Here is a 1,769-nt window from a genome sequence, read left to right on the forward strand (position 1 = left end):
CGACCCCCACCTTGGCAAGGTGGTGTTCTACCGCTGAACTACTTCCGCAAGACGATGAGCCATGGAGGACTCGAACCTCCGACCCTCTGATTAAAAGTCAGATGCTCTACCTACTGAGCTAATGGCTCATGGTTGGGTATACACTCACAGTGAACGATGTCCCTTCCTCTACTAGCATATTCGAAGATGCAAGATGCGTCGGGACAACTCGAAGCCAACTCGATGATGCATCGCTCGTTGCTCTACCTACTGAGCTAATGGCTCATGGTTAAGATAACACTCTAAGCTTCATTTCACTCTACCTGCCCCTTCCTCTACAAGCTTATTCGAAGAAGTCAAGTGTGTCGGGGCAACTCGCAGCGAACTCGAAGATGTATCGCTCGTTTCTGAGCTCATGTTTCGCTAGTTGAATTTTTTCAAAATGGAAGATGCCGGCTGCAGGACTTGAACCCGCAACCTACTGATTACAAGTCAGTTGCTCTACCAATTGAGCTAAGCCGGCACATTTAACATGAGTTACTGGATCATATGATCTGCTCGGTTGTTCCTCTTCCTCTACAAGCTGATTCGAGGAAATCAAATGCTCGGTGTCCCTTCCTCTGCAAGCTTATTCAAAGAAGTGGGATGCGTCGGGACAACTCGAAGCAGATTCAACGATGCGAATGCTCGTCTCTACCAATTGAGCTAAGACGGCATAATTTATAGTTTGATGGTGGCTCGGGACGGAATCGAACCGCCGACACAAGGATTTTCAGTCCTTTGCTCTACCGACTGAGCTACCGAGCCATATATTATTTTTTAACTCGCTCGTTGAATTGCTCTGTGCCTCTTCCTCTACCAGCTGATTCAAAGACGCTCGATGCGTTGAGGCAACTCGAAGCGAATTCGATGAAGCAGATGCTCGTCTCTACCGAATGAGCTGCTGAGCCGTATTTTTCATCTTTCACAATTTTGAAAGAATGGCGGTCCCGACGGGACTCGAACCCGCGATCTCCTGCGTGACAGGCAGGCATGTTAACCACTACACTACGGGACCAATTTGGTTGCGGGGGCAGGATTTGAACCTGCGACCTTCGGGTTATGAGCCCGACGAGCTACCGGACTGCTCCACCCCGCGACGATAGGAAAGTAAATTAATTTGCACAATGTTCTTAGCGTTGTTATCCGTTACCTCTTCCTCTACAAGCTGATTCAAAGATGCCAGATGCGTCGAGGCAACTCGAAGTGAATTCGATGAAGCAAAGGCTCGTCGCTCCACTCCACAACGATTGAAAATGGTGGAGGATGACGGGATCGAACCGCCGACCCCTTGCTTGTAAGGCAAGTGCTCTCCCAGCTGAGCTAATCCTCCACGAAGAAGTGACCCGTACGGGATTCGAACCCGTGTTACCGCCGTGAAAGGGCGGTGTCTTAACCACTTGACCAACGGGCCATGTTGATGAATCATGGCGGAGAGCAAGGGATTCGAACCCTTGAGGCGCTATTCACGCCTACACGATTTCCAATCGTGCTCCTTCGACCACTCGGACAGCTCTCCACGATGGCTCCGCAGGCAGGATTCGAACCTGCGACCAATCGGTTAACAGCCGATTGCTCTACCACTGAGCTACTGCGGAATGACATCACTTTAGACATTTATTATTATAATGATTCGCGTTGAGCTGTCAAGGACTTTTTTTCATTCCTTCAAAACTAGATAACCGTTTTGGGAAGAAGCCGGGGCGAACCGCTCGCCTCCGCTTTTCTTGGTTAAGCCCTCGATCGATTAG

The 1,769-nt window shown here is 49.7% G+C and carries 10 tRNA genes (1 of these 10 only partly in view); all 10 read right to left on the bottom strand.

Annotated features, from left to right (window positions below):
• Positions 1–48: transfer RNA gene (locus NYE50_RS21840), tRNA-Gly, on the bottom strand (it extends 27 nt beyond the left edge of the window).
• A gap of 7 nt (positions 49–55) precedes the next feature.
• Positions 56–128, bottom strand: a tRNA-Lys gene (locus NYE50_RS21845).
• 301 nt (positions 129–429) lie between these two features.
• A tRNA-Thr gene (locus NYE50_RS21850) sits at positions 430–502 on the bottom strand.
• A gap of 208 nt (positions 503–710) precedes the next feature.
• Positions 711–786, bottom strand: a tRNA-Phe gene (locus NYE50_RS21855).
• A 174-nt stretch (positions 787–960) separates the two neighbouring features.
• Positions 961–1,036, bottom strand: a tRNA-Asp gene (locus NYE50_RS21860).
• A gap of 4 nt (positions 1,037–1,040) precedes the next feature.
• Positions 1,041–1,117, bottom strand: a tRNA-Met gene (locus tag NYE50_RS21865).
• Positions 1,118–1,275: 158 nt separating this feature from the next.
• Positions 1,276–1,351 (bottom strand) — tRNA-Val (locus tag NYE50_RS21870).
• Positions 1,352–1,360: 9 nt separating this feature from the next.
• Positions 1,361–1,432: transfer RNA gene (locus tag NYE50_RS21875), tRNA-Glu, on the bottom strand.
• A 14-nt stretch (positions 1,433–1,446) separates the two neighbouring features.
• Positions 1,447–1,537, bottom strand: a tRNA-Ser gene (locus tag NYE50_RS21880).
• Between the two features lie 4 nt (positions 1,538–1,541).
• Positions 1,542–1,616 (bottom strand) — tRNA-Asn (locus NYE50_RS21885).
• Between the last annotated feature and the right edge of the window lie 153 nt (positions 1,617–1,769).

Source organism: Bacillus sp. EU55, assembly GCF_038005925.1.
Classification (GTDB): domain Bacteria; phylum Bacillota; class Bacilli; order Bacillales; family Bacillaceae; genus Bacillus; species Bacillus velezensis.